The sequence below is a fragment of the Microbulbifer sp. ABF4_107 genome (assembly GCF_056312215.1).
Genome location: NZ_CM149983.1, coordinates 2,183,522 through 2,208,876 on the forward strand (window position 1 = coordinate 2,183,522; position 25,355 = coordinate 2,208,876).

23 protein-coding genes are annotated in these 25,355 nt (G+C 58.9%); 4 read left to right on the forward strand and 19 right to left on the reverse strand.

What is annotated here, in order from left to right; all coding sequences use genetic code 11:
* Positions 1-105: 105 nt before the first annotated feature.
* From accD to leuC, 11 genes are all read right to left on the reverse strand, one after another.
* Positions 106-960, reverse strand: a complete 855-nt coding sequence (gene accD, locus ACYX4K_RS09050) for an acetyl-CoA carboxylase, carboxyltransferase subunit beta (protein WP_475092444.1) — start codon at positions 958-960, stop codon at positions 106-108.
* Between the two features lie 264 nt (positions 961-1,224).
* Positions 1,225-2,037 (reverse strand): tryptophan synthase subunit alpha, encoded by an 813-nt coding sequence (gene trpA, locus ACYX4K_RS09055; RefSeq protein WP_475119733.1) that lies wholly within the window; start codon positions 2,035-2,037, stop codon positions 1,225-1,227.
* An 11-nt stretch (positions 2,038-2,048) separates the two neighbouring features.
* Positions 2,049-3,269 carry a tryptophan synthase subunit beta gene (gene trpB, locus ACYX4K_RS09060; protein ID WP_475092442.1) on the reverse strand — a complete coding sequence of 407 codons (1,221 nt, stop codon included), beginning with the start codon at positions 3,267-3,269 and terminating at the stop codon, positions 2,049-2,051.
* A gap of 3 nt (positions 3,270-3,272) precedes the next feature.
* Positions 3,273-3,926: a phosphoribosylanthranilate isomerase gene (locus ACYX4K_RS09065; RefSeq protein ID WP_475092441.1), complete on the reverse strand. Its 654-nt coding sequence runs from the start codon at positions 3,924-3,926 to the stop codon at positions 3,273-3,275.
* 168 nt (positions 3,927-4,094) lie between these two features.
* Positions 4,095-4,982, reverse strand: coding sequence for a tRNA pseudouridine(38-40) synthase TruA (truA, locus tag ACYX4K_RS09070; RefSeq protein WP_475092440.1), 888 nt, complete (start codon positions 4,980-4,982; stop codon positions 4,095-4,097).
* Between the two features lie 149 nt (positions 4,983-5,131).
* Entirely contained in the window at positions 5,132-8,281 is a 3,150-nt protein-coding gene (locus ACYX4K_RS09075; RefSeq protein WP_475092439.1) for a FimV/HubP family polar landmark protein, read from the reverse strand.
* 341 nt (positions 8,282-8,622) lie between these two features.
* Positions 8,623-9,627, reverse strand: a complete 1,005-nt coding sequence (locus ACYX4K_RS09080) for an Asd/ArgC dimerization domain-containing protein (protein ID WP_475092438.1) — start codon at positions 9,625-9,627, stop codon at positions 8,623-8,625.
* Between the two features lie 353 nt (positions 9,628-9,980).
* Positions 9,981-11,096: an aspartate-semialdehyde dehydrogenase gene (asd, locus tag ACYX4K_RS09085; RefSeq protein ID WP_475092437.1), complete on the reverse strand. Its 1,116-nt coding sequence runs from the start codon at positions 11,094-11,096 to the stop codon at positions 9,981-9,983.
* 72 nt (positions 11,097-11,168) lie between these two features.
* Positions 11,169-12,242: a 3-isopropylmalate dehydrogenase gene (gene leuB / locus ACYX4K_RS09090; RefSeq protein WP_475092436.1), complete on the reverse strand. Its 1,074-nt coding sequence runs from the start codon at positions 12,240-12,242 to the stop codon at positions 11,169-11,171.
* A gap of 24 nt (positions 12,243-12,266) precedes the next feature.
* Positions 12,267-12,914, reverse strand: a complete 648-nt coding sequence (leuD, locus tag ACYX4K_RS09095) for a 3-isopropylmalate dehydratase small subunit (protein ID WP_475092435.1) — start codon at positions 12,912-12,914, stop codon at positions 12,267-12,269.
* Position 12,915: 1 nt separating this feature from the next.
* Positions 12,916-14,394 carry a 3-isopropylmalate dehydratase large subunit gene (leuC, locus tag ACYX4K_RS09100; RefSeq protein WP_475092434.1) on the reverse strand — a complete coding sequence of 493 codons (1,479 nt, stop codon included), beginning with the start codon at positions 14,392-14,394 and terminating at the stop codon, positions 12,916-12,918.
* Between the two features lie 125 nt (positions 14,395-14,519).
* On the opposite strand from leuC, the gene ACYX4K_RS09105 reads away from it, so the two are divergent.
* Positions 14,520-15,398: a LysR family transcriptional regulator gene (locus ACYX4K_RS09105; RefSeq protein ID WP_475092433.1), complete on the forward strand. Its 879-nt coding sequence runs from the start codon at positions 14,520-14,522 to the stop codon at positions 15,396-15,398.
* A 108-nt stretch (positions 15,399-15,506) separates the two neighbouring features.
* Complete coding sequence (locus ACYX4K_RS09110) at positions 15,507-16,178, forward strand: TIGR04219 family outer membrane beta-barrel protein (protein ID WP_475092432.1); 672 nt, start codon at positions 15,507-15,509, stop codon at positions 16,176-16,178.
* Positions 16,179-16,264: 86 nt separating this feature from the next.
* Here the strand turns inward: ACYX4K_RS09110 and aroC are convergent, their stop codons facing one another.
* Positions 16,265-17,365 carry a chorismate synthase gene (gene aroC / locus ACYX4K_RS09115; protein WP_475092431.1) on the reverse strand — a complete coding sequence of 367 codons (1,101 nt, stop codon included), beginning with the start codon at positions 17,363-17,365 and terminating at the stop codon, positions 16,265-16,267.
* Between the two features lie 79 nt (positions 17,366-17,444).
* Complete coding sequence (gene prmB, locus ACYX4K_RS09120; protein ID WP_475092430.1) at positions 17,445-18,371, reverse strand: 50S ribosomal protein L3 N(5)-glutamine methyltransferase; 927 nt, start codon at positions 18,369-18,371, stop codon at positions 17,445-17,447.
* Positions 18,372-18,543: 172 nt separating this feature from the next.
* Here prmB and folE point away from each other — a divergent pair, with 172 nt between their 5' ends.
* Positions 18,544-19,083: a GTP cyclohydrolase I FolE gene (folE, locus tag ACYX4K_RS09125; RefSeq protein ID WP_475092429.1), complete on the forward strand. Its 540-nt coding sequence runs from the start codon at positions 18,544-18,546 to the stop codon at positions 19,081-19,083.
* 39 nt (positions 19,084-19,122) lie between these two features.
* Positions 19,123-19,479 (forward strand): 5-carboxymethyl-2-hydroxymuconate Delta-isomerase, encoded by a 357-nt coding sequence (locus ACYX4K_RS09130; protein WP_475092428.1) that lies wholly within the window; start codon positions 19,123-19,125, stop codon positions 19,477-19,479.
* A gap of 14 nt (positions 19,480-19,493) precedes the next feature.
* Here the strand turns inward: ACYX4K_RS09130 and ACYX4K_RS09135 are convergent, their stop codons facing one another.
* From ACYX4K_RS09135 to htpG, 6 genes are all read right to left on the reverse strand, one after another.
* Entirely contained in the window at positions 19,494-20,384 is an 891-nt protein-coding gene (locus ACYX4K_RS09135) for an alpha/beta fold hydrolase (protein WP_475092427.1), read from the reverse strand.
* A 127-nt stretch (positions 20,385-20,511) separates the two neighbouring features.
* Positions 20,512-20,970, reverse strand: coding sequence for a phosphohistidine phosphatase SixA (gene sixA / locus ACYX4K_RS09140; RefSeq protein ID WP_475092426.1), 459 nt, complete (start codon positions 20,968-20,970; stop codon positions 20,512-20,514).
* A gap of 43 nt (positions 20,971-21,013) precedes the next feature.
* Positions 21,014-21,616, reverse strand: coding sequence for a DUF4389 domain-containing protein (locus ACYX4K_RS09145; protein WP_475092425.1), 603 nt, complete (start codon positions 21,614-21,616; stop codon positions 21,014-21,016).
* Between the two features lie 165 nt (positions 21,617-21,781).
* The gene (locus ACYX4K_RS09150) at positions 21,782-22,060 is read right to left on the reverse strand and encodes a DUF4389 domain-containing protein (protein WP_475092424.1); all 279 of its coding nucleotides are present in this window, start codon (positions 22,058-22,060) and stop codon (positions 21,782-21,784) included.
* A gap of 27 nt (positions 22,061-22,087) precedes the next feature.
* Positions 22,088-23,137 carry an NAD(P)H-dependent glycerol-3-phosphate dehydrogenase gene (locus ACYX4K_RS09155; protein WP_475092423.1) on the reverse strand — a complete coding sequence of 350 codons (1,050 nt, stop codon included), beginning with the start codon at positions 23,135-23,137 and terminating at the stop codon, positions 22,088-22,090.
* 274 nt (positions 23,138-23,411) lie between these two features.
* Positions 23,412-25,325: a molecular chaperone HtpG gene (gene htpG / locus ACYX4K_RS09160; protein ID WP_475092422.1), complete on the reverse strand. Its 1,914-nt coding sequence runs from the start codon at positions 25,323-25,325 to the stop codon at positions 23,412-23,414.
* Positions 25,326-25,355: the final 30 nt, after the last annotated feature.

Below are 25,355 nucleotides of genomic sequence, written 5' to 3' on the forward strand. Positions count from 1 at the left end.
ATGTTTTCGCAGAGCCCCCAGGGATGGGTTCACGGCGTGTCTCACAAAGGCCCACCCGGCAGCGGTCCCGCCACTGAGTTTGATCAGCGCGGGACCGAGGAAAAATCAGTTGTTGGAAAGCTTACCCAGAATCCGGCCAACAGTATTCCGCATATCTTTACGCGGAATAATCATATCGATCGCACCGTGCTCCAACAGGAACTCCGCGCGCTGGAAACCCTTCGGCAGTTTCTGACGAATGGTCTGCTCAATGATATTCGGCCCGGCAAAACCCGCACGTGCCCCCGGCTCCGCCGCATTGATATCCCCCAGCAACGCCAGAGAAGCAGAAACACCACCGTACACCGGATCCGTCATGATCGAAATGTAAGGCACACCCGCCATCCGCAGCTTTTCCAGCACCGCCGAAGTCTTCGCCATCTGCATCAGCGAGATCAACGCCTCCTGCATCCGCGCACCGCCGGTGGCCGAAAAACAAACCAACGGAATATTTTCATCAAGAGCGCGCTGGGCCGCACGAGTGAACTTCTCACCCACCACATAGCCCATGGATCCACCGTGGAACGCAAACTCAAACGCCACCGCAACCACCGGCTTGCCCTCCAGCAAACCCTGCATCGCCACCAGCGCATCTTTCTCACCGGTCGCCTTCTGCGCCTGAGTCAGACGATCCTTGTACTTCTTCACGTCCTTGAACTTCAGACGATCCACCGGCTCCACATCGGTCGCCAGCTCCTCGCGGTGCTCCACATCCAGGAACATATCCAGACGGCGACGGGCACCGATGCGGAAGTGGTGCTCACACTTTGGGCACACGTCCAGATTGCGCTCCAGCTCCGGCAGGTAGAGAGTGGAATCACACTTGACGCACTTCTTCCACACACCTTCCGGCACCTTACTGGCGCCAGCGCGGCGCTCGGTGCGAATCACAGACGGAACAATTTTTTCTAACCAGCTCATTCTGTTACCAAATCCAATGCTTGCCATTGAGCACCACGGCCAACCCGAGGCACCCTGAATTCGTTTACTGCCGGCAAAGCCCCTGCTCTGACAGCGAACCCCGCTATTTCGAAGGTTCAGCCTATATGACCGGCAATTCTAAAACCGCGAATTAAACCACTTTCAAAAAAATTGCACTTGGCCAGATAAGCCGCAAAATCGGGCTTTCTGGCCAAACGGGATTACGCGCAAGTTGGCGCTTAATTTATCGCCAGGCGCGCGCGATCAGGCGTCGAGCGCCGAACGCATCTCCGCGACGATACCGCCAATACGATCTTTCGCCGTCGCACCATCGGCCGATTCACCCACTGCGGACACCAGCACACTGCCAACTACCGCACCGTCGCCATCGGCACTTACCGCTTTGGCGGATGCACCGTCCTTGATACCAAAGCCCACGCACAGGGGGAGATCCGTATGACGGCGAATGCGCGCCAAATTGTCGCGCACGGAATCCAGGTCCAGGTGGCCAGCGCCAGTGACGCCCTTCAGGGATACATAGTAGACAAAGCCACTGGCCAGCCCGGCGATCTGCGCAATGCGCTCGTCGCTGGTGGTGGGGGTCAGCAGGAAGATATTGCGCAGCTCGCGGGCCCTCAGCAGGTTGTTCAGCGGGCCCGCCTCCTCCGCCGGCAAGTCCACGGTCAGGGCGCCATCGCCACCGGCTTCCTTCAGTGCATCGGCAAAGGCTTCCGCACCCATTTTCTCGATGGGGTTGGCGTACCCCATCAGAATGACCGGGGTTTCCTCGTCTTTGCTGCGGAATGCCTTCAGCAATTCCATACACTTGCGCAGGGAGGCCTTCTGCTCCAGGGCGCGCTCGTGCCCTTTCTGGATTACCGGCCCTTCCGCCATCGGGTCGGAAAACGGCACGCCCAGTTCAATCAGGTCGGAACCACTGGCCACCAGCTGATGCATCAGGTCCACGGTATTGTCCAGGCCACCGTCGCCGGCAACGATGTACGTCACCAGCGCCTTGCGCCCTTCACTGCGCAGCTTGGCGAAGCGGCGATCAATCCGGTTATTCAATTCACTCACCATCCCGCTCCTTACACTTCAATGCCGTCGATGGCGGCAACGGTGAAAATATCCTTGTCACCACGACCGGACAGGTTCACCACAATATTCTGATCCGGGCGCATGGTGGCCGCGAGCTTGAGACCGTATGCCACCGCGTGGCTGGACTCCAGAGCAGGAATAATGCCTTCCTTACGGGTCAGGGTTCGGAACGCAGTCAGCGCTTCGTCGTCATTGGCGGTGACGTAATCCACACGGCCGATGTCTTTCAACCAGGAGTGCTCAGGACCGACGCCCGGGTAATCGAGGCCCGCGGATACCGAGTGCGTTTCAATAATCTGGCCGTCTTCATCTTCCATCAGATAGGTGCGGTTGCCGTGCAGCACACCGGGTACGCCGTCGTTCAGGGGCGCCGCGTGGCGGCCGGTTTCCAGGCCGTCGCCGCCCGCTTCCACACCGTACATTTTTACCGACTCATCGCCGAGGAACGGGTGGAACAGGCCGATGGCGTTGGAGCCGCCGCCGACACAGGCAACCAGTGCGTCGGGCAACTGACCGAACTGCTCCAGGCTCTGACGGCGCGCTTCGCGGCCGATAATGGAGTTGAAATCGCGCACCAGCTGCGGATACGGGTGCGGGCCGGCCACGGTGCCGATGATGTAGAAGGTATCGTCTACGTTTGTGACCCAGTCGCGCATGGCTTCGTTCATGGCGTCTTTCAGGGTCTTGGAGCCGGACTCGACCGGGATCACTTCCGCTCCCAGCAGTTTCATGCGGTACACGTTCGGGGACTGACGCTTGACGTCTTCCGCACCCATGTACACCGCGCATTTCAAGCCCAGGCGCGCGGCAACGGTCGCCGTCGCCACACCGTGCTGACCCGCGCCGGTTTCCGCGATTACGCGTTTTTTGCCGCTGTGCTTGGCCAGCAGCGCCTGCCCGACAGTATTGTTCACCTTGTGTGCGCCGGTGTGGTTCAGGTCTTCTCGCTTGAGCCAGATTTTTGCCCCGCCCGCGGATTCCGTCAGTCGCTCTGCCAGATACAACGGCGAGGGACGCCCCACATAGTGGGCCAGGTCATAGTCGAAGGCTGCCTGGAAATCCGCGTCGTTTTTCAGGCGCTGGTACATTTCCTGCAGTTCATCGAGGGCGCTGATCAGGGTCTCGGAGACGAAGCGTCCACCGAACTCGCCGAAGTGCCCGCGGGCATCCGGATAGGCCCCGAAATCAATGGGCGAACTGGGTTTAGTCACTGCTCAAACTCCTTGGGTCAATGCGTTACTGCGCACGCCGCTGCCTGCGGCGGTACGGGCGGCACGAATAAATGCGCGCACTTTATGAGGATCTTTGCGGCCGGGAGCGGCTTCCACACCGCCGCTGACATCTACTCCGTGAGGGTTCGCTGCGGCAATCGCTTCCGCAACATTCTCAGGGTTGAGGCCACCGGCCAGAATGATGTGGCGGTCACTGCCCTGCGGCACCCGCTGCCAGTCGAAGGTATCGCCGGTGCCACCGGGGACGCCCTTGCGATAGGCATCCAACAGGATGCCCCGGGCATCGGGATACGCAGCCATGGCTTCCACCGGGTCAAGATCCGGCTTCATGCGCAGGGCTTTCATATACGGGCGATGGAACTGGCGGCAATAGGGCGAGTTTTCGCTGCCGTGAAATTGCAACAGGTTCAGCGGCACCAGCTTTAAGGTGTCTTCCACTTCCTGCGGGTGCGCATCCACGAACAGGCCGGTCAGTACCGCAAACGGCGATACCGCACTGGCAATTTCCGCGGCCAGTTCGGGCGTCACATGGCGGGAACTTGGGGGATAGAACACCAGCCCCAACGCATCCGCGCCGGCATCAACCGCCAGGCGAGCGTCTTCGACACTGGTAATTCCGCAGATCTTTACGCGCATAATCCATTAAATCGTTTGTGTGGTTTGACACACGAGTACTGCCAGACTGGCGCGATGCGCCGTAAATCCAGGGCGCTGACAGCAAAATTCGGAGAGCAGGCGATACTATCAGATCACCGGGCGCGGCGAAACGCGCAGGCCAGCGCTCGCCCCGCCCTTTGCACGGCCTTACTGATCCTTGCCAATGGTACCCAGCGGTTGCGAGACCAATAGCGGACCGGGCGCTACTTCCGGCAAAGCGAACTCCGGCGGGTACTGAACATCTACCAGGTACAGACCGTGGGGTGCCGCGGTAACGCCGGCGGCTGTGCGATCCCGCGCCGCAAGCACCTCCCCCACCCACTCCGGCGCGCGATCGCCACGGCCAACCGCCATCAATACACCGGTGATATTGCGCACCATATGGTGCAGAAACGCCGTGGCACTCACCTCCAGCACGATCAGCTGCCCCACCCGGCCGATATCCAGCCGGGTAAGCCGCCGAACCGGGGACTTCGCCTGGCACTGAGCCGCGCGGAAACTGCTGAAATCGTGTTCGCCAATCAGGTACTGGGCGCCGTCGCGCATGGCCTGCATATCCAGGGTGCGTTCGGTCCAGGTCACTTCGCTCGCAGCCTGCGCCGCACGCGTCGGCGCGCTGTGAATCAGATAGCGATAAGTGCGGTGGCGCGCGGAAAAGCGCGCATGGAATTGCGCCGGCATTTCCTTGGCCCAGTGCACCCGCACATCGAATGGCATCTGGGTATTTACCCCCTGGATCCAGGCCTTGGTGGGACGTACGGCGGTGGTATCGAAGTGGATCACCTGGCCTGTGGCATGCACCCCCGCGTCGGTACGCCCGGCGCACACCAGGGTGATCGGTTCCGCGGCCACCTTGGACAGGGCCTTTTCGAGGGTTTCCTGCACCGTACGCGGGTCGTGTTTCTGCTTCTGGAATCCGCGCAGACGGGTACCGCAGTACTCCACGCCCAGCGCAATGCGGCGCAGCCCTTCCGGCAGGGACTCCCCCTCCGGCACCTCACCGTTAGGCTTGTAGTGGTAAATCTTGTTCATCATGGGGCGAATTTTACACTTCCCCGAACTTCTGACCCGAACTTCTGACCCAAAATATCGGCCCGAAAAAAGAAGACCCCGCATAAGCGGGGTCAAAGTGTTGTTGCTGTAGACAGCGTGAATAACTGGTCGGGAACTTCTGTTCAGAGCAATTAGCTCATGCGTTCCAACATATCTTTGGCGCGCTGCTGGTGTTCGCCAGCGGCTTCTTCGACGACTTCACCGAGAATTTCACGGGCGCCGTCTTTATCGCCCATATCCAGATAGGCCTGGGCCAGCTCCAGTTTGGTGCTGACTTCGTCGCTGCCTTCCAGCAGGTTCAGCTCCGAGTCCAGGTCGCCTTCGAGATCAAAGCTCAGATCATCGAGATCCGCGGAAGTCTCAACAGTGGGCTGACTGCCGGTGGAAGCACTTGGCGCCGCCGGCTCTTCCATCACCGCAACGTCAAGCTCTTGCTCTGCGGCCGGTGCAGCCTGCTCTGAGGTGGGAGTCTCGGAATCACCTTCAAGATCAAAGTCACCCAGGTCAATACTATCCAGATCCAGGCTACCCAGGTCATCGCCGAAGCTTTCGTCCAGATTCTCTTCCAGCTCGCCGTCGAAGCCACCCAGTTCCAGGTCATCCTGTGCGGATTCTGCTTCCGGAGCCGCGACGTTACTCTCATCGACGGAGAGTTCATCCCCATCATCCATCGGCGTCAGGTCAAGGTCGAACTCCAGACCACCATCTTCAACTTCGGGGTCCGCAGAAGCGGAAGCCGGCGCTACCGCCGAAGTGTCCTCTCCGGCAATATCAAAATCGCCATCCAGGTCCAGGCTTTCAAGGCTCTCGAGATCCAGCTCGCCATCTGCCATCAGATCGTCGAGGTTAAAATCATCGGCTTCCTGAGTGGATTCCGCGCTGACGTCTTGCGCGGGCTTTTTCGCGTCCAGCTCGAGATCAGAGCCCAGATCCAGGGAGAACTCTTCATCGGCTGGCTGCGTTCCGGCAATGGATTCCTGTTCCGAACTATCGATCCCCAGGTCATCGCCCAGATCGAGGTCGAGCGAAAACTCATCTTCTTCCGCTGCCACCTCGGCATCCGCACTGCCCAGATCCAGAGAGAGGTCGTCCAGCGAGCCAAAATCGTCTTCACTACTCTCGGTACCGGCGCTCGCGCTGGCGGTAGAGAATTCATCCAGGTCATCAAAGCTCGCTTCGATTTCATCGAAGTCTGCACCCATATCATCCAGCTGCGCCGCTTCCAGGGACTCGCTGGAGAAATCATTTTCCGGCGCGACAAAGGCACCGATGCCTGCAATGGTCTCTCGCAGGCGCGCAGCACGGTCCGCTGCGGGGCCATCGCTGTAGCCCAGCAACTGGCGGTAGTGATCATCAAACTGATTCGCATCCTGCTGGTGCGCGTACACTTCCAGCAGCATCAGGCGCGCATCCACATTTTCCGGCGCAGATCTGAGCCCCGCCAGCAGCTTGGCTTCCGCCTCCTGATACTGGTCCAGGGAAAGATGGATTTCCGCTTCCGCTACCGGGTCGTCGGTTTCCACCTCGCTCAGTTCATCCAGATCGAAGTTGTCGTTGGCTTCAAATTCTTCAACGGCGACCAGAGTGTCGTCTTCAAACGCCTCCTCCGGAGCCTCCTCCTGAGCCCGCTCAGCAGCCATTTCCGCCTCTACCTGACGGATGGCCTCCTCTTCTTCCTTGCGGCGGCGCCAGGAGATAAAGCCGAACAGGCCAACGAGCAACGCGCCCGCACCGATACCGATGGGCACGATGTTGTCCATGACGCGTTCAACCAGCGTCGGCTCCGGACGGGTCTGCACTACTACGCGATTGCGGGTAGTTTCCTCTTCCGGTTCTGCAGCCGCTTCCACGATTTCCGTAGAGTCTGCTTCAGTGGTAGCGTCGCTTGCTTCAACGTCGGCGCCATCCAGTGCGGCACCATTATCGATAGCGGTCTCGCCCACGGCTTCGGTTTCAAGCTCGGACTCGAACTCTGATTCGTAGGCGTCGACTTCGCCTTCAGATTCCAGCGCGTTGTTGGTCTGTTCCGCGGCGGCCTGCACGGCCTGCAGCTCGTCGTTGGAGACCTCAACCAGCTGCTCCATGGTGTCGATCTGCTCGTTCAGCTCGCCGATGCGATCCTGCAGCTCGGCACCTTCGAGGCGGGACTTATCCAGCTCTTCTTCGGTAACGGCCAGCTCGCCTTCAAGCGCGTCGCTCTCGCTGCTGCCACTGCCGGAGCCGGACAATACGGATTCGTTATCACCCGGTGCCGCCAGGGATACACGGCCTTCGAGTGTATCGCTCTCGGCGGTTTCTTCCACTGTGGCGCGGGCATCCAGCGGCGCGCCGGTGGCATCGCTATTCGCAACGCGGTCGCGCCACGCGTCGTTCTGGGTAGCCACCTGAGAGACCGCCTCGGTCAGGGTCAGGTTGCGCACTTCATCTGCGGTGGGCAGGCGCAGTACCGCGCCCTTCTTCAGCAGATTGATATTGTTGTTGATAAAGGCTTCGGGGTTGAGGCGCTGGATCGCCAGCATGGTCTGCTGGACGGACAGATCGCGGGTCTCGCGGCTGTCGCGGGCGATCTCCCACAGGGTCTTGTTGGCCTCCACCGGACCGTAGACACGGCTGCCTGTGTCGGTCGCCGTCTGCGGCTCGCTAAACTCTTCCGCGGGCTCTTCAAAGATCGGCTGTTGCGGCTCTTCCGCCACAGTCTCCTGAGGCGCGCTGTACTCTTCAGGCGCAGGCACGGGCTGCTCTGCCGGTGCTTCTACCGGTTCCGGAGTACGCTGCACGGTAGGCTGAATCGGCTTCTGGACCGGGCGCTGCACAGGCGCATTGCGCTGCACCTGCTGACGCTCACGCTCCGCGGCGCGTACAGGCTGGGACGCGGTATTGGTGGAGAAGGCCGGCAGGTCCATCAGCAGGGTGTATTCCCGCAACAGACGGCCGCTGGGCCAGCGGGTTTCCACCAGGAAATTCAGGAAAGGCTCGCGAATCGGAGTGCGACTGGTGATACGTACCACGGGCTGACCACTGGAGTAGTCCACATCGAAGCGGATACCGTCGAGGGCATAGCCCCGCTCAACATTAGCGCGCTCGAAATCCTCGATGCTCGCCAGGCGGACCTTGATTTCGTTTTCCCCCAGACCGCGGGTTTGCAGCAGTTTAATCTCTGCATCGAGCGGCTGGTTGAGCGTGGAATTCAACTTGATTTCGCCCAGTCCGAGCGCCAGAGCCCCATTGCCACCCAGTGCGCTGACCAGACCCACCGCAAGTGCCAGCTTTTGCACACGCATATCCGATTCCCTTTATTGTTAGAATCACGCCGAAAACGTGTTCAATATTTGCTCAGAAAAGTATTCCAAGCGAAAACTACGTTCGGCTTGTGCCATCAAATGCACAAAATTACTCAAAAAGAACCAGTGCTCAGACACCAGGCTCTACTCTTCGGTGACACTTTCGTGTGTGTACCAGCCACTAGCCGGCGAAAGAGTCACCCCCCGAAAAAGATGTGGCCTATCTGGATTCTCGCTTTACTCACCCGGCAACACCCCCAAGCATCGCCATGCCCCCTAAGGGCCACTCACAGGGCCAAAGTTAAGAAGAAACCTTCAGAAAGGCCGCTAAGTATTAAATATCAATGGGTTTTTAGCAACAAGTGGACAATCTGTACACAGTTAATTGCGACGTCTTTACGCAAATTGTCGGATGCCGCACAAAAAACAACCTGGCGCGGATTGATCAATCCGGTGCGCAGGCGCCCCACTAACGTATTCTCACTGCCGACCGCATCCTGTGCCGATGGGCGCTCGCGCATTTCCAGGCGCGCACCATTGGTCAGCAAACCACGCACGGTTTCCAGCGCCTGCTGGTCTTTCAACTGCACACTGACATTCGCCAGCTGACCGTGAAACACGGAAGCGGTATTAATACTCGCATCCAGCGCCACCTCGTCACCGAGCAGGCGACGCAGCTCCAGTACCAGCGCCAATTCGCTGAAATTGTGGCCACTTTCGAGCAGGGCCTCGGCGGAGCTCAGATGATTGAACGCGAGGCGCTGACCGGTTGTCTCGTCCACATCCGGCTCCTGACCGTTAAACAACCGCGCGGTCTGTGCAGCGGCGGCATCCACGCTGCTTTTGCCCAGTGCCGACACCGGCTGATTCAGTACAACTTCCACGGCTTGCAGCTGCGATTTCAGCGGAAACAGCGCCTCCGCCAGCATCGCGGCACCGGCACCCGGCACGGCGATCACTTTGCGATCACTCTCGTCCCGCTGATTGAGTTCCGCGCTGTTCAGCAGCGGATGGATCAGAGCCACTCTCTCGTCGCCACGGGTAATACCCGCCGCATCCACCACCCAGGCGCCGGCCTGCTCGGCCTGTGCGAGCGCGGCAGTCGCGGTATCACCTGCGGTCAGCAGCAGCACGACCTGCTCCGGGGTAAAGGCAAACTCTTTCAGCGGAGAAACCGGCACACTGCGATTGGCGAACACCTGCGGATCGATCTCGGCTTCATCATCGATCACCAGCTTGAGCTGGCCCGGGGTCACGGTCTTGCGCTCTTCCAGGATCTCCAGCAGCGCATCAAAGGGCGCACTGCCAACACCAACGATCACCAGTTCCCGGGTGGATTCGGTCATATTTGTACTCACGTGTATTTTCGAATGCTTTTCAGCCAGGTCGACCACTAAAGCAGCAGCCTAAAATTGCGGGGGATTATACTCGTGGAGAGTCAGGGGGGAAGCCGCACCCGTGAAACAGGCGGCCTTTTAAGTAAAAGATTCGGTTGATGCGAAGGTGCTGATGCCGGGTGCAGCCTTGGGAGACGTTGATTCGGGCCGAGCCCTTCACCCTTTGGGCGCCTAGGGGCGTCCAAAGCTAACGCTTTGTCCGCGAGAGGGACCTCGCGGAAGAGCCCCCATGGATGGGTTTACGGCGTGTCTCCCAAGGCTGCACCCGGCAGCAGTACCGCCACAATGGCGGAAAATACTACTTACAATTTGCCGAGCAAAATCAGCAGTACGCGACGCAGCGGCTCGGCGGCGCCCCACAGCAGCTGGTCACCGACGGTGAAGGCGTTCAGGTATTCACCACCCATGCTCAACTTGCGCAGACGGCCAACCGGGATATCCAGTTTGCCGGTGACCGCGGTCGGGGTGAGTTCTTTCAAGGTCACTTCGCGATCGTTGGGCACCACTTTGACCCAGTCGTTGGCGGAGCCGATGATTTTCTCGATCTCTTCCAGCGGCAAGTCTTTCTTCAGCTTCACGGTAAACGCCTGGCTATGACAGCGCATGGCGCCGATACGTACACAGGTGCCGTCCACGGGTACGGCGCTGTTGGTAGCCAGGATCTTGTTGGCTTCCACCTGCGCCTTCCACTCTTCACGGCTCTGGCCAGACTCCAGCTGAGTGTCGATCCACGGCAGCAGGCTGCCGGCGAGAGGCGCGCCGAATTCGCTGGTGGGGAAGTCGCCACTGCGCATGTTCTCGGCCACCTTGCGGTCGATCTCCAGAATCGCGCTGGACGGATCGGCAAGCTCTTCGACTACGCCGTCGCGGATGCTGCCCATCTGGGAGATCAGCTCACGCATGTTCTTGGCACCGGCGCCACTGGCGGCCTGATAGGTCTGAGCGGTAACCCACTCCACCAGGCCTTCCTTGAACAGGCCACCCAGGCCCATCAGCATCAGGCTCACGGTGCAGTTGCCGCCGATGTAGTTTTTCACACCGGACTCAATACCTTTGTCGATCACGTCGCGATTGACCGGGTCCAGTACGATGATGGCGTCGTCGTCCATACGCAGGCTGGAGGCCGCGTCGATCCAGTAGCCGTTCCAGCCTTGCTCGCGCAGTTTGCCGAAGACTTCTTTGGTGTAGTCGCCGCCCTGACAGCTGACGATGGCGTCCAGCTCGGCCAGTGCGTCCAGGTCGTAGGCGTCTTTGAGAGGCGCGACTTCCTTGCCAACTTCCGGGGCTTTACCGCCGGCGTTGGAAGTGGAGAAAAATACCGGCTCGGCGATATGCGCGAAGTCGTTTTCTTCCAGCATGCGGCCCATCAAAACGGAGCCGACCATACCGCGCCAGCCTACGAATCCTACCTTGTTCATTTCAGTATCCTGTTAAGTTTGTTTACTGGATTCCGGCCTGCGCCGGAAAGACGATGTGTTCAGGCAGACTTATCAGAAAGCGGCCACCACTGCTGCGCCCATTTCCGCGGTGGAGACTTTTTTACAGCCGTCCGTGTAAATGTCCGCGGTGCGCAGTCCCTGATCCAGAACCTTGCTGACTGCCGCCTCGATGGCATCGGCCGCGTCGCCCATATCCAGGGAGTAGCGCAGCATCATCGCGGCGGAAAGAATGGTGGCCAGCGGGTTGGCAATGCCCTGCCCGGCGATATCCGGGGCGCTGCCGTGACACGGTTCGTACAGACCGAAGCCGGTTTCGTTCATGGATGCAGACGGCAACATGCCAATGGAACCGGTGAGCATGGCGGCGGCGTCGGACAGGATGTCGCCAAACATATTGCCGGTTACCATCACGTCGAACTGCTTGGGTGCACGCACCAGCTGCATGGCCGCATTGTCCACGTACATGTGGGACAGCTCCACGTCCGGGTATTCCGGGGCCAGGCGGTCCAGCACTTCGCGCCACAGCACGGTCACTTCAAGAACGTTGGCCTTGTCCACGGAGCACAACTTGCCGCCGCGTTTCTGCGCCGCTTCAAACGCGGTGCGTCCGATGCGCTCGATTTCGGATTCGGTGTACACATAGGTGTTGAAGCCCTGCTTCTCACCGTTTTCCAGGGTCTTGATACCGCGGGGCTCACCGAAATAAATACCACCGGTCAGCTCGCGCACGATCAGAATATCCAGGCCGGAAACCACTTCCGGCTTCAGGGAAGAGGCGTCGGCCAGTTGCGGATACAGGATCGCCGGGCGCAGATTGGCGTAGAGGCCAAGGCCGCTGCGAATTTTCAGCAGGCCTTTTTCCGGGCGGATGGCGCGATCCAGGGTGTCCCACTTCGGGCCGCCTACGGCACCCAGCAGTACTGCATCGCAGTCGCCGGCGTTTTTCAGTTCCGCATCGGTCAGGGGTTCGCCGTGTGCGTCGATGGAGGCACCGCCGATCAGGCCTTCGGTGAATTCCAGGTTCAGGCCGAACTTTTCATCGGCGGTTTTCAGTACCGCAACGGCCTGTTCGACAATTTCCGGGCCGATTCCGTCGCCCGGCAGGATCATGATTTTTTTGCTCATCGTTCTTCCAGTTATTCTGTCTTTTTACTTCACCGCATCAAACAGCCACGGCGCCTGCTCGCGGCGCTTGGCTTCGTAAGCGCGGATATCGTCCGCATCTTCCAGGGTCAGGCCGATATCGTCGAGACCGTTCAGCAGACAGTGTTTGCGAAACTCGTCTACTTCAAACCCGTGGGTTTCGCCATTGGGCTTGATCACCACCTGAGCTTCCAAGTCGATTTCCAGCTCATAGCCCTCTTCCGCGTACATTTCCTGGAACAACTGCTCGACAATTTCTTCTTCCAGAACGATCGGCAAGAGACCGTTCTTGAAACAGTTGTTAAAGAAAATATCCGCAAAGCTCGGCGCAATAATCGCGCGGAAGCCATGGTCATCCAGCGCCCAGGGCGCGTGCTCACGACTGGAACCGCAACCGAAATTCTTGCGCGCCAGCAATACGGACGCCCCCTGGTAACGCGGGTGGTTCAGCGGAAAATCCGGATTCAGCGGGCGCTTGCTGCAATCCTGACCAGGTTGCCCCTCGTCCAGATAGCGCAGCTCGTCAAACAGGTTCGGGCCAAAGCCGGAGCGTTTGATGGATTTGAGGAACTGCTTGGGAATAATCAGATCCGTGTCCACATTGGCGCGGTCCATGGGTGCGGCCACGCCTTTATGCTTGGTAAATGCCTTCATGCTATTTATTCCCTCCGCTCACGGCTGTCGTCTTCTGCATTTCACGCACGTCAATGAAGTGACCGGCAATTGCCGCCGCTGCCGCCATACTCGGGCTGACCAGATGAGTGCGACCACCGTAGCCCTGGCGCCCTTCAAAGTTGCGGTTGGACGTGGATGCGCAGTGTTCACCGGCACCCAGCTTGTCCGCGTTCATCGCCAGACACATGGAGCAGGAGGGCTCGCGCCACTCGAAGCCCGCTTCGATAAACACCTTGTCCAGACCTTCTTTTTCCGCCTGTACTTTCACCGACTGAGAACCCGGCACCACCAGCACCTGCTTCACGCTATCGGCTTTCTTGTGGCCCTTGGCCACTTCAGCCGCCGCGCGCAAGTCTTCGATGCGGGAGTTGGTGCAGGAGCCGATAAATACCCGGTCGAGGTTGATGTCGGTAATCTTCTGACCGGCGCTCAGTCCCATATATTCCAGCGCGCGCTCGATACCGGATTTTTTGGTCGCGTCACTTTCATCCGCGGGATTGGGTACCAGTGCACTGACCGGCACTACCATTTCCGGGGACGTCCCCCAGCTTACCTGCGGCTCGATTTCTTCCGCCTTCAGCTCGACGATTTCATCGAAGTGGGCACCGTCGTCGGAGTGCAGGCGGCGCCAGTTTTCTACCGCTCGATCCCACTGTTCACCTTTGGGTGCGTAGGGTTTGCCCTTTACGTACTCCAGGGTGATGTCGTCCACTGCCACCATGCCCGCGCGAGCACCGCCTTCGATGGCCATGTTGCAGATGGTCATGCGACCTTCCATGGACATGGAACGGATGGCGGAGCCACCGAACTCGATGGCGTAACCGGTACCGCCGGCGGTGCCGATCTTGCCGATGATGGCCAGCACCACGTCTTTTGCGGTAACACCCGGGCCAAGCTCGCCGTCCACACGCACCAGCATGTTCTTCATCTTTTTCTGAATCAGACACTGGGTGGCCATCACGTGCTCCACCTCGGAGGTGCCGATGCCGTGGGCCAGCGCGCCCAGTGCACCGTGGGTGGACGTGTGGGAGTCACCGCACACCACGGTCATGCCCGGCAGGGTCACACCGGTTTCAGGCCCGATTACGTGCACAATGCCCTGCCCCGGATCGTTGATACCGAACTCGACAATGCCGAAGTCCTTGCAGTTCTCATCCAGGGTCTGCACCTGGATACGGGACACTTCGTCCTGAATCCCGGCAATACCACCGGCGCGCTCGGCGGCGTCAGACGGTACATTGTGGTCCGGCGTGGCTACCACAGAGTCCGTGCGCCACGGCTTGCGACCGGCCAGACGTAGCCCTTCAAAGGCCTGAGGAGAGGTCACTTCGTGAATCAGGTGACGGTCGATATAGATCAGTGCGGTGCCGTCATCACGGCTTTTGACAAGGTGGTCTTGCCAGAGCTTGTCGTAGAGCGTCTGTTTTTTGTTCGCTTCTTGCTTCTCAGGATGGCCCATAGCCCCATCTCCTCTATGGATAACATGCGGGAGTCTAGGGGGAGCCTTGAATAACATCAATTTATATTTATTATATGGCGCATTCGTTTTTGGAATACCCGAAAACAGCCATTCAGAGAAGCATCATGGAAATCCAGTGGCTCAGGGCCTTTCTTGCCATTTCAGAACAGGGCTCCGTTTCGGAGGCCGCGGAGCAACTACACCTGACCCAGCCCGCGGTGAGCAAACGCCTGGCGTCCCTGGAGGCACAGCTGGGCACTCCGCTATTTGACCGTATTGGTCGCAAGCTGCAGCTCACCAACGCCGGCCGCGCCCTGCTGCCCCGCGCACGCCATATATTGAACGAAGTTAGCGACGCCGAGCACGAGCTGCGCAGCCTGGGCGAGACGATCGGCGGCAGCCTGCGTATTGCCACCAGTCACCACGTGGGCCTGCACCACCTGCCACCGGTTTTGCGTGAGTTCAGCAACCTGTATCCCGACGTCTCCCTGGATATCGACTTTCTCGACTCCGAGCAGGCCTACGAAGCGCTGATGGCCGGTGAATACGAGCTTGCCGTGGTCACCCTGGCACTGAAGGACTACCCCAACCTGAATGCACAGATCATCTGGCCGGACCCCTGTGTGGTGGTGGCAGCGCCGGACCACCCGCTGGCGCAGATGCCGGAACTGGATCTGCCGGCGCTGGCCCGATACCCGGCGATCTTGCCGGATATGAACACCTACACGGGGCGACTGATCAAGCGCGAATTCGATGCCCACGGGCTCAAGCTGACCGCCAAACTGGCGACCAATTTTCTGGAAACCATCAAGATGATGGCAGGGGTCGGTCTCGGTTGGAGTGTGCTGCCCAAGACCCTGATCGACGACAGCCTCGCGGAGCTGCCCATGCCGCAGCTGAGTATCGTGCGCAATCTGGGGATCATCTATCATCGCAACCGCACCCTCAGTAATGCGGCCAATGCGTTGCAGCAGCTGCTATTCAAAGAGGCGCGGGGACTGTAATCCGTCGCCGCAACCGGTGAACAGGTCTCAAAACCCGGAATCTGTTCAGGGAAAATTCATAAAAAGGCGGTAGAATCCGCCGCAGAATTCAACGGAAGCGACTCCAAAATGAAAAAAATCACTCTGGCCATCTGCGCTGCCCTGGCTTCTGCCACCGCCAGCGCCGACACCATTCTCGGCTTCGACGCCACCGCAGGTGTGTGGAAACCATCCTACAGCGGCGAACTGAACGACCTTCTCGATACCGAGAATTTCAACAAAGACAACAACACCTTCCTGCAGGCCGCACTGGAACACCCGATTCCGCTGCTCCCCAACATTCTGGTGGCGCACACCCAGGTGCAGACCGAGATGGATGAGTTCAACTCCACCCTGGATCTGACCCACACCGATGCCACCCTGTATTACGAAATTCTGGACAACTGGGTGAACCTGGACCTTGGCGTCACCGCCAGACAGTTTTCCGGTGAGTTTGAGCTCAACGACCTGGAAGGTGCCTCACTGGATTTCTCCGGCGTAGTACCGATGGTGTACGGCATGGCCCGTTTCGACCTGCCCTTTACCGGTTGGTCCATCATTGCCCAGGGCAACGGCACCCAGTACGACGGCAACTCTGTGACCGACCTGTCCGCCAAGATCCGCTGGGATTTTGTGCCAGCGCTGGATTTCGCGGTGGAAGCCGGTTACCGCGCCCTCACCATTGACGCCCCGGACCTCGACGATCTCGAGCCCGATGTGGAAGTAAAAGGCCCCTACCTCGGCCTGAACCTGCACCTGTAATCACCTCGATACAGCACGAGCGGGCACAAAAAAGGCGGAGCGTTTTTGGCGCTCCGCCTTTTTTATTTTTCGACCTCGACCAACTCCTAGGCCGGCTCACCCGCCGGGATCTTCAGGCCAAATTCCACATCCCCGTTCTGCGCGCGCTGACGCATGACATGGTCGATCAACACCAGCGCCATCATCGCTTCGGCAATGGGTGTTGCGCGAATGCCGACGCAGGGATCGTGGCGCCCTTTGGTCACTACTTCAATCGGGTTGCCGTTGGTATCCAGGCTTTTGCCCGGGATGCGCAGGCTGGAAGTGGGCTTCAGCGCGATATGCGCAATCAGCTCCTGGCCACTGGAAATACCACCGAGCACACCACCGGCATGATTGGATTGGAAGCCCTGCTCGGTAATTTCGTCACGGTGCTCGGTACCCTTCTGCTCAACAGAGGCAAACCCGGCTCCAATCTCCACACCTTTAACCGCATTGATGCTCATCAGCGCATGGGCCAGGTCCGCGTCCAGACGATCGAAGATCGGCTCGCCAAGACCTGCGGGAACTCCGCTTGCATGCACGGAAATACGCGCACCGATGGAGTTCCCTTCCTTGATCAATGCCTGCATGTACGCTTCCATTTCCGGCACCTTGTCGGCATCGGGGCAAAAGAAGGGGTTCTCGCTGACCTGGGACCAGTCCAGCTTTTCGACTTTGATCGGGCCCAACTGAGACAGGTAGCCGCGCACCTCGATACCGAACTGCTGCTTGAGCCACTTTTTGGCAATGGCGCCGGCAGCGACGCGCATGGCGGTTTCTCGCGCGGAAGAGCGGCCACCGCCGCGGTAATCCCGCAGACCGTATTTGGCCCAGTAGGTGTAATCGGCATGGGCCGGGCGAATCTGCTCGGCGATATTGGCGTAGTCTTTAGAGCGCTGATCGGTGTTTTCGATCAGCAGGCCGATGGGGGTTCCGGTGGTTTTACCTTCGAATACCCCCGAAAGAATCTTCACTTCGTCCGCTTCGCGGCGCTGGGTCGTGTAGCGAGAGGTACCGGGCTTGCGGCGATCCAGCTCCAGCTGGATTTCTTCGGCGGTAATCTCAATTCCCGGGGGGCAGCCATCCACAATGCAGCCCAATGCAGGACCGTGGCTTTCGCCAAAGGTGGTGACACAAAACAGCTTGCCAAATGTATTGCCCGACATACCCGGTATTCCCTACCCCAGTGAATTATTCGTTAAAGGCCGCGCATTATAGAGGATTCTCTAGCCGCGCGCTGCGGATTCAAGCTCCAGCCTCAAACATGGCGCGGCACGCCAGCAGCTCTTCCCGCGTCAGTACAAAAACCCCGTGCCCACCATCTTCCAGCTCGGGCCAGAAAAACGGCACTCGCGGATAGGCTTCTTCCAGCGCGACCCAGCTGTTGCCCACTTCGCATATCAGAATACCTTCCGGCTGCAGGTAGTCCGGCGCTTGCAATAACAGGCGCCGGGTAAAATCCAGGCCGTCATCACCAGAACCCAGCGCCAGCCCCGGCTCGGCATGGTATTCCCGTGGCATTTCCGCCAGATCGCGGGCATCCACATAGGGCGGGTTACTGACGATCAGATCGTAACTGCAACCCTTGAGGCCGGCGAACAGGTCCGACTGCACCGCGCGCACCTCGTCGTTCAAGTGGTGTCGATTGATGTTGATCTGGGCCACCTCGATCGCATCCGCCGAAATATCACTGACATCCACCCGCGCGCCCGGAAACGTATCCGCGCAAGCGATGCCGATACAGCCACTGCCACAGCAAAGATCGAGAATAGCGAGAGGCTCCTGCTGCAGCCAGGGCTCAAAATGATTTCGAATCAGCTCACCGATCGGAGATCTGGGTACCAGTACCCGCTCGTCCACATAGAACGGCAGGTCGCAGAACCAGGCTTCGTTGGTAAGGTAGGGGGCGGGTAAGCGTTCATTAACCCGCCTTTCCAGGACCGCCATTACCTCGGCACGCTCCGTCATGGTAAGGCGCGCGGAAAGAATCTCCGGCTTGCTATCCACCGGCAGGTGTAGTGCGTGAGTGACCAGCAGGACAGCCTCATCCCAGGCATTATCGGTGCCGTGGCCGAACCACAACTGCGCTTCGGTAAAGCGACTGGCGCCCCAGCGGATATAGTCCAGCACGGTACACAATTCGTGCAAATCGGACTCCCGTTTCTCTATCATTGGCGATATTCCTCTATTTTTGGCGCTTTACTACCGTGTGACAAAGGCTTAGGGTAGCGCACCCTCTGATACCCGCCGATACACCGGTGATCGAACGCCCGTTCATTTGCGTACTGCGCATTACGTACCAGTGGCAGAACAACCCCGCGGGCGAGACGTTGGAAGCATACTGATGAAAGAACACTACGCACACATTATCGAAGCCATTGGTGAAGACCTGGAGCGCCCGGGGCTGAAAGATACCCCTCAGCGCGCCGCCAAGGCCATGCAATACCTGACCCGCGGCTACAATCAGACCGTGGAAGAAATCGTCAACGATGCCCTCTTCCCGTCCGACTGCAGCGAAATGGTGCTGGTAAAAGATATTGAGCTGTACTCAATGTGCGAACATCACATGCTGCCGTTTATCGGCAAGGCGCACGTGGCTTATATTCCCGATGGCAAGGTACTGGGCCTGTCCAAAGTGGCGCGCATTGTAGACATGTTTGCGCGCCGTTTGCAGATTCAGGAGCAATTGACCGTGCAGGTGGCGAAGACGATCGAGCAGGTGACCGGTGCAGCCGGCGTGGGTGTGATTATCGAGGCCAAGCATATGTGCATGATGATGCGCGGCGTGGAAAAGCAGAACTCGGTTATGAAAACCTCTGCAATGCTCGGCTCTTTCCGCAGCCAGCAGGCAACGCGCAACGAATTTCTGTCGCTGATTCGTTAACGCGTTCTGCCCCTTACTGATCAGGAGGAGAGTCCGGCAATGCCCCATCTGGTGATCGAATATTCGCAAAAACTGGAAGACAGCATTTCCATTCCTGCACTGGTCAGTAATGGTCAGCAGGCGATGAGTGAAACCGGGCTGTTCAATGCCACCGCCATCAAGACGCGCGCCCTGCCCTATCGGGATTTTGTACTCGGCAAGAGCCACGAAGGCTCCAGCAATCTGTTTATTCACGCGGAAGTGCGCATTCTCGAAGGGCGCACTACAGAACAGAAAGAAGCACTGAGTGCGGCCATTTTCAACTACCTGTGCGAGGCCGCGCCGGAGGTGCCAGAAATCTCTGTGGAAGTGCGGGATATGCAAAAGGCCAGCTACTCCAAGCGAATCCCCTTTTAGCGGATCTGTCCCTTTCAGTTCTGGCCTTCCCTCCCAGTGAGGAATGGTAAAAACCATTGCGCAATTTCCTCGGCGCTGCCTTCCATATGTAAATGGTGACCACCGGAAAATTCCTTCAACACGATATTCGGCACCTGCTCTGCCAGGGGGCGAATGCGTTCGATCATCCCCTGGATCCCGCCTTTCCCCAGCGCTAACCGGATGGGCATACCGGCCCGCGCCAGAAACGCGCGCACCTGTGGCTCGTTCATTTTTGCCAGGGAACTGGCCATCAGTTGCGGGTCATTGCTCCAGGTATAACCACCCTCACAGGGGCGCACGCCCCGCTGTACCAGCGCAAGGGCCGCGTCGTCCGTCAATTTGAACAGGCCGTTTTTGCGCGCGGTAACAGCAACCTCAAGAGATTCGAACACCCGGCTCTTGCGGTCGCGGTAACGCGCGCGCTGTTCGATTCCCTTGCGCAGGGTTTCCGGCGCTTCCTCGTCGGTAGTCGGTGGCGGCACCAGACCGTCGATCAACGCCAGGCGCTGCACCCGCTCGGGAAAAGTAGCCGCGGCAATGGTGCCGATAACCGCCCCGCGCGAGTGCGCCAGTATAGAAAACTGGGCCCAGCCAAGCGCATCGGCAATGGCCAGCACGTCTTCGATTTCTGTCCAGATGGTGTAATTCGCGTCCCGGTGTCGGTGATAACTCTGGCCGTGCCCGGCGAGGTCCACCGCAACCAGATTTAGCTCAGCGAGGAAAGGCGCCATTTTGTTGAAGCTGGCGCAGTTGTCCAGCCAGCCATGTAGCGCAAGCACCGGTATACCGGCGGGGTTCCCCCACTGCCGGGCAGCGATCACATTGCCCTGCACATCCAGGGTAATTTCGCGGGGGGCACCGGGGGCAGAAGTGGATTGAGGCATAGGGGGAAACCGTACCGCTGTCGAAACGACCATGCTGACAGCCCCACTGCTGTGGGGCAATGGCAACAGAACTCAGCGACTTTGACCGATTGCGTAGGAGGGGCGACGAGCACCCGCGCAGGGCCGCTCAGGGTTTGTGCTGCAACCACGCAAGCTCTGCGCAATCCCGCGCCCATACATCCGCGGAAAGGCACGCCAGGCTCGAGGTCGCCATTGGATGCTCATCACCGCTGCCGCAGAGCCCGTTCACCAGGATACCCACCAGCGGTTGATGGCTAACCAGCAACAGCGGGAAAACCTTTTCGTCGGCTGCCGCCAGCGCGTCCAGCACTTGCTCCACCGGAGTGTCACTGGTGAGGAAGTCCTGCATCTCCACCGGCAGGTCGAATGCCTCGGCAACAATTTTGGCGGTTTGGCGAGTCCGCACAAAGGGGCTGGCCCAGATGGTTTTCACCTGTGCCAGCTCCGAGGCACGCTGCTTGCAGACCGACGCCACTTCCGCGCGCCCCTCCTCGGTCAGGGCGCGGGTCTCATCGCTTTTACGGAACGGTTCGGCATGGCCGTGACGCATTACAAACAACAGCACAGGGCTCTCCCGTTACATGTGGTCGCCGGTCGGGGTACAGAGACTACTTCTTGTCTTCGGAGGCTTTGTCGCCACTTTCTGCCGCCGCGGTCTCCGCAGAGTCCGCGCCCAACTCGATGACGGTTTCTTCCTCGTCGCCGGCCTTGCTGGCTTTTGCAGACTTTTTACGTTTGGCGGGCTTCTCTGACTTTTCTGCGGCAGCCGCTTTGGTGGTGGCTTCAGGTTTCACCACATCACCGGAGCTCTCGTCGAGCACCTCATCAACTTCCGCTTCTACATCGTCGAGGTCGGTCTCGAGCGCGTCGACATCGTCAATCACCTCACCGTCCATTTCTTCCGCACTCTCGTAGCTGGAAAGGTCTTCCTCTTCGGACTCAGGCCACTCGGAAAACGGAAACGGCTTCTCTTCGGTGTTGTAAATCAGGAACTGCAGCGTCTGATAGATATAGGAGGAAATCTGGTCCCCCAAACGGCGCAGGTTGTCGTTGGCTCCGCCGGTAAAAATGGCGAACAGGAATTGGGCGATAACGACCGCCAGCATGACAAAGCCGGCGATTTCCAGCAGCACCGCAAACAGCACCATATACACAAGGCGCAGCCATTGGTTCGTGGAGGTCAGATTTTGTTTCAGTTCTTCGTTGCTCATTGGGCGATCACCAGTCCGTTGTTGGGCACCACAAATAGGGAAAGGCCGACCATTGGGCCAGCCACGATTCTGTCATTCAGAAATTCAGGAACACTCAATATAGTCCGATTTCGTTTCAGGTTTGGTTTCGAGGCTGCGATTCCAACCTCGCCACCGGCGTGGCGTTCAGGACTCCGGCCACTCGGAAAACGGAAACGGCTTTTCTTCCGTGTTGTAGATCAGGAATTGCAGGGTCTGATAGATGTAGGACGCAATCTGGTTCCCCATCTGGCGCAGATTCTCATTCGGACCACCGGATACGATGGCGAACAGGAACTGCAGTACGATGGTAGCAAGCATCACCACACCAGCAATTTCCAGCAGAATGACAAACAGCACCATAAACAACAGGCGCATCCAGTGGTCCGCCGAGGTCAGGTTCTGCTTCAGTTGTGCATTATTCATATCAAATCCGCAGCTGTTAAACGTTGATCAGGGTTTGGCCGAATAGGCCACATCAAAGGTTTGCGCCCCGGACATCAGCTCGCGAATGACCGTGGGAATCGGGGTACCTTCAAATAATATGGCGTGAATCGCGGAAACCAAGGGCATGTAGACGCCCAATTCATCAGCTTTCGCCTTAATCAGACGAACCGTATTCACCCCTTCCGCCACCTGGCCGATTTCGGATACCGCGTCTTCGAGCTTCTTGCCCTTGCCCACCAGATAGCCCACCCGGTAGTTGCGGCTGAGATCGGAAGAACAGGTCAGGATCAGGTCACCCACGCCGGCAAGGCCGATAAACGTCATTGGGTCTGCGCCGATCGCTTCGGCAAAGCGCATCATTTCCGCCAGCGCCCGGGTAATCAGCAGGCTGGTGGTGTTCTGCCCGCGCCCCAGGGCAACGGCCATGCCGGTGACGATGGCGTAGATATTTTTCAGCGCTCCGGCCAACTCCACACCGAATACATCGTTACTGGAATAAACGCGGAACGTCTCCGAGTGCAGCACCTTCTGGATGGTCGTGCACAGGGATTCGTCTTCACTGGCGATTACCGTGGCAGTGTAGTGCCCGGCAACGACTTCTTTGGCGAAATTGGGGCCACTCAGCACCCCCACCCGCATGCCTTCAGTCTCTTCTCGCAGGATATCGCTCATCAGGTGGAAACTGTCATGCTCCACCCCCTTGGTCAGGGAGATCAGCATGGTGCCCGGGCCCAGCACCGGTGCCGCGCGGTGCACCACCTCGCGGAAAGATTTACTGGGAATCGCGACAAACACCACCTGGCAACCGCTTACCGCCTGCTCGAGGTCGGCGGTAATGTTCAGGCCCGGATGCAGAGACACGCCGGGCAGGTAGTGGCGGTTTTCCCGCTCGTCCATACAGGCGGCGGCCCGCTGGGGGTCCCGCATCCACTGGCGGGTGTCATGGCCGTTGCCAGCCACAATGTTGGCAATCGCAGTGCCGAAACTACCACCGCCGAGCACGGCAATGGACATTGTGGATTCCGGGGTATTTGGAGATACGTCTTGCTGGGTCATAACGCTCTGTAGTGATTACTGTGCAGCGGGGGATTATACGGAGCCGGCTGCCGGCACCCAATGGGCCCCGCAGAAATTGATCAATTTTGCCAAGTTCGCCAATAAATGCTGCCTAATCGCAGCCAATTCGTGCAAAAAAACGGCAAAAACAATATAGCTCAGACTCTCCCGGGCGGGAGAGAGATTGGTGATTGATCAGGGCAAAACAGGGCAACAAACAAAAAGGCCGGCGGGGAAACCTCGCCGGCCTTTTCGAAAGAAACCCCGCCGCAAATTAGCGATTGAGCTCCAGCAGCAAGGTGTTCAGGCGGCGCACGTAATCCGCCGGATCTGCCAATTGATTCCCTGCCGCCAGGTTCGCCTGATCCATCAGGATATTGGTGAGATCCGCAAAGCGGTCTTCATCCTGCTCCTGGTCCAGACGCTGCACCAGCGGGTGGCTCGGGTTCACCTCGAATACCGGTTTGGCATCCGGTAGCGCCTGGCCCGCCTGCTCCAGGATACGGCGCATTTGCAGGCCCATATCGTTGTCGCTGGCCACCAGACACGCGGGGGAATCCACCAGACGCGTGGTTGCGCGCACGTCTTCCACACGCTCTTTCAGCACTTCCTTGACGCGCTCCACCAGGGCACCGGCTTCTTTCTCTGCCTTTTCGCGCTCGGCCTTGTCGTCTTCGTTCTCCGCTTCACCCAGGTCCAGCGCGCCTTTGGCCACGTCCTGGAACGGCTTGCCGTCGAATTCCTGCATATGGCCAACGAACCACTCGTCCACCTGATCGGTGAGCAGCAGCACTTCGATGCCCTTCTTGCGGAAGACCTCCAGGTAAGGGGAAGACTTGGCGGTGGCGAAGTTGTCTGCGCACACGTAGTAAATGTTCTTCTGACCGTCTTTCATACGGCCAACGTAGTCTTCCAGGGACTGATCCTGCTTGGCGTCGTCGGTGTGGGTGGTGGAGAAACGCAGCAGCTTGGCGATTTTCTCTTTGTTGGAGAAATCTTCCGCCGGGCCCTCTTTCATCACGGAACCGAACAGATCCCAGAACTTCTGGTACTGATCAGCGTCTTTCTTCGCCAGCTTGTCGAGCATGTCCAGCACGCGCTTGGTCAGGGCACTCTTGATGGCGTCGGTATTCTGGTCTTTCTGCAGGATCTCGCGGGAGACATTCAGCGGCAGGTCGTTGGAGTCCAGCACACCTTTTACAAAGCGCAGGTACAGCGGCAGGAACTGCTCGGCGTCGTCCATGATGAAGGTGCGCTGTACGTACAGCTTGAGGCCGCGGGCGGCATCGCGCTGGTACAGGTCAAACGGTGCGCGCGCCGGAATGTACAACAGGCTGGTGTAATCCAGCTTGCCTTCCACACGGTTGTGGCTCCAGGTGAGCGGATCGTCGAAGTCGTGGGAGATGTGCTTGTAGAACTCTTTGTACTCCTCTGACTTCACGTCGGAGCGCGGGCGGGTCCACAGAGCCTGGGCGGCGTTGACCGCTTCAAACTCCGGCGCCTTGTCTTCCTGCTCTTCTCCCTCGGCCGCTGGTGCGTCCTGCTTCAGCATTTCCACCGGGATAGCGATGTGGTCGGAGTACTTTTTGATGATGGAACGCAGGCGCCAGTCATCGGCAAATTCTTTGGCTTCGTCTTTCAGGTGCAGCACCACGCGGGTACCGCGGTGCGGCCACTCGACGTTTTCCACCGAGTACTCGGCTTCACCGCTGCACTCCCAGTGCACACCCTGGCTGGCATCGGCGCCGGCGCGACGGGTAAATACATCCACCTTGTCGGCGACGATAAAGGCGGAGTAGAAGCCCACACCGAACTGACCGATCAGGTGCGCGTCCTTCTTCTGGTCGCCGGTGAGGTTCTGCATAAAGTTGGCGGTGCCGGAGCGGGCGATGGTACCGAGGTTCTCGATCACCTCATCGCGGCTCATGCCGATACCGTTATCGGTAATAGTCAGGGTGCCGGCGTCCTTGTCGAACTCGATGCGAATGCGCAGATCCGGGTCTTCCGCCAGCAGTTCCGAGTTGGAGAGCGCCTCGAAACGCAGCTTGTCGGCGGCGTCGGATGCATTGGATACCAGCTCGCGCAGGAAAATCTCCTTGTTGGAGTACAGCGAGTGGATCATCAGGTGCAGTAACTGCTTGGCCTCTGTCTGGAAACCGTGGCTCTCTTTTTGCGCCGCAACAGTCATGAATGGTATCTCCCCTATCTAAAACAACGT